This is a genomic window from Leisingera sp. F5 (assembly GCF_001593695.1).
In genome coordinates this window covers 1-1,077 of record NZ_LUKH01001363.1, presented here as the reverse complement: position 1 = coordinate 1,077, position 1,077 = coordinate 1, and the positions used below count along the sequence as shown (strand labels likewise).

The following is a 1,077-nucleotide window of genomic DNA, read 5'->3' as shown; positions in this document are numbered from 1 at the left end:
GGGTCGAAGGCCGGTACACCCCGCTTTCCATATCCGGGCAAAGGCGCCTTCCAGCACATCCGTCACCCGGTCCAGATCATCGGGGCAGAGCGCGTTCACGAAATTCGGATCGATCCCGTCCATGCCCCAGGTTTTGCAGTCCTGTTCGTAGAAGCCTACCAGTAGGCCGTTCTTTTCCTGGCGGCAATAGTAATCGCTGATCGGGCAGCGCAACAGCGGCATCCGGTGGCCTGCGTCCTTGATCGCGGGGATCTCCTCGGTCAGGAAATACTGGTGCTCCATCGAGGCAACGGGGTGGTGCACGCCCATCATGGCGCCGACCTCGTTCACCCGGTAGCCGCAGGCGTTCACCACGATGTCGCAATCGATATCGCCGTGTTCTGTATGCACCGTCCAGGTGTCGTCCTGGTGCTGGGTGAGGGCGGTCACCGGCGTGTTGCGGTAGACCTCGGCGCCGGCCTTGCGGGCGCGCCGCGCCAGCGCCTGGCACAGCTGGGCCGGGTCAATGTCGCCGTCCAGCGGGTCCCACAAGCCGCCGATCAGGTTGTCGGTGGAGATCAGCGGATGGCGGCGGGCGCATTCCTCGGCGTCGATCACCTCGAACGCCACATCCATACCGCGCGCCATGGAGGTAAAGTGGCGGTAGCCCTGCATCTGTGCTTCGGTATTAGCCAGACGGATACCGCCGTCGCCGTGGTGGTAGTTGATCGGGTAATCCGGGTCTTCAGCCAGTTCCTTGTACAGGTTGATCGAGTGGGTCTTGAGGCCGACCATGGTCTGGTTCATGCCGAAATTCGTGACCTGGGCCGCTGAATGCCAAGTGGTGCCGCTGGTCAGTTCGTTGCGTTCGACAAGAACGACGTCGCTCCAGCCTTCCTGAGTGAGGTGGTAGAGGGTGGAGCAACCGGCGATGCCGCCGCCGATCACCACAACCTTGGTGCGCGATTTCATGAAAGGGACCTCCCGATGGATTTTGCATGACTAAGCGCCCAGTCAGCGCAGGCTGCAATGCAGGGGTGTTTAATTATCAAAAATTAGAAAACTTTTTTGAATGAATGGGGAATATTGATCCGGTGA

At 60.4% G+C, this 1,077-nt stretch carries 1 protein-coding gene; it reads right to left on the bottom strand.

Translation table 11 applies throughout. From position 1 onward, the window contains the following. Positions 1 to 951: FAD-binding oxidoreductase (locus A2I95_RS41445; protein ID WP_291738092.1), on the bottom strand; the 951-nt coding region annotated here is incomplete at its 3' end. Positions 952 to 1,077: the final 126 nt, after the last annotated feature.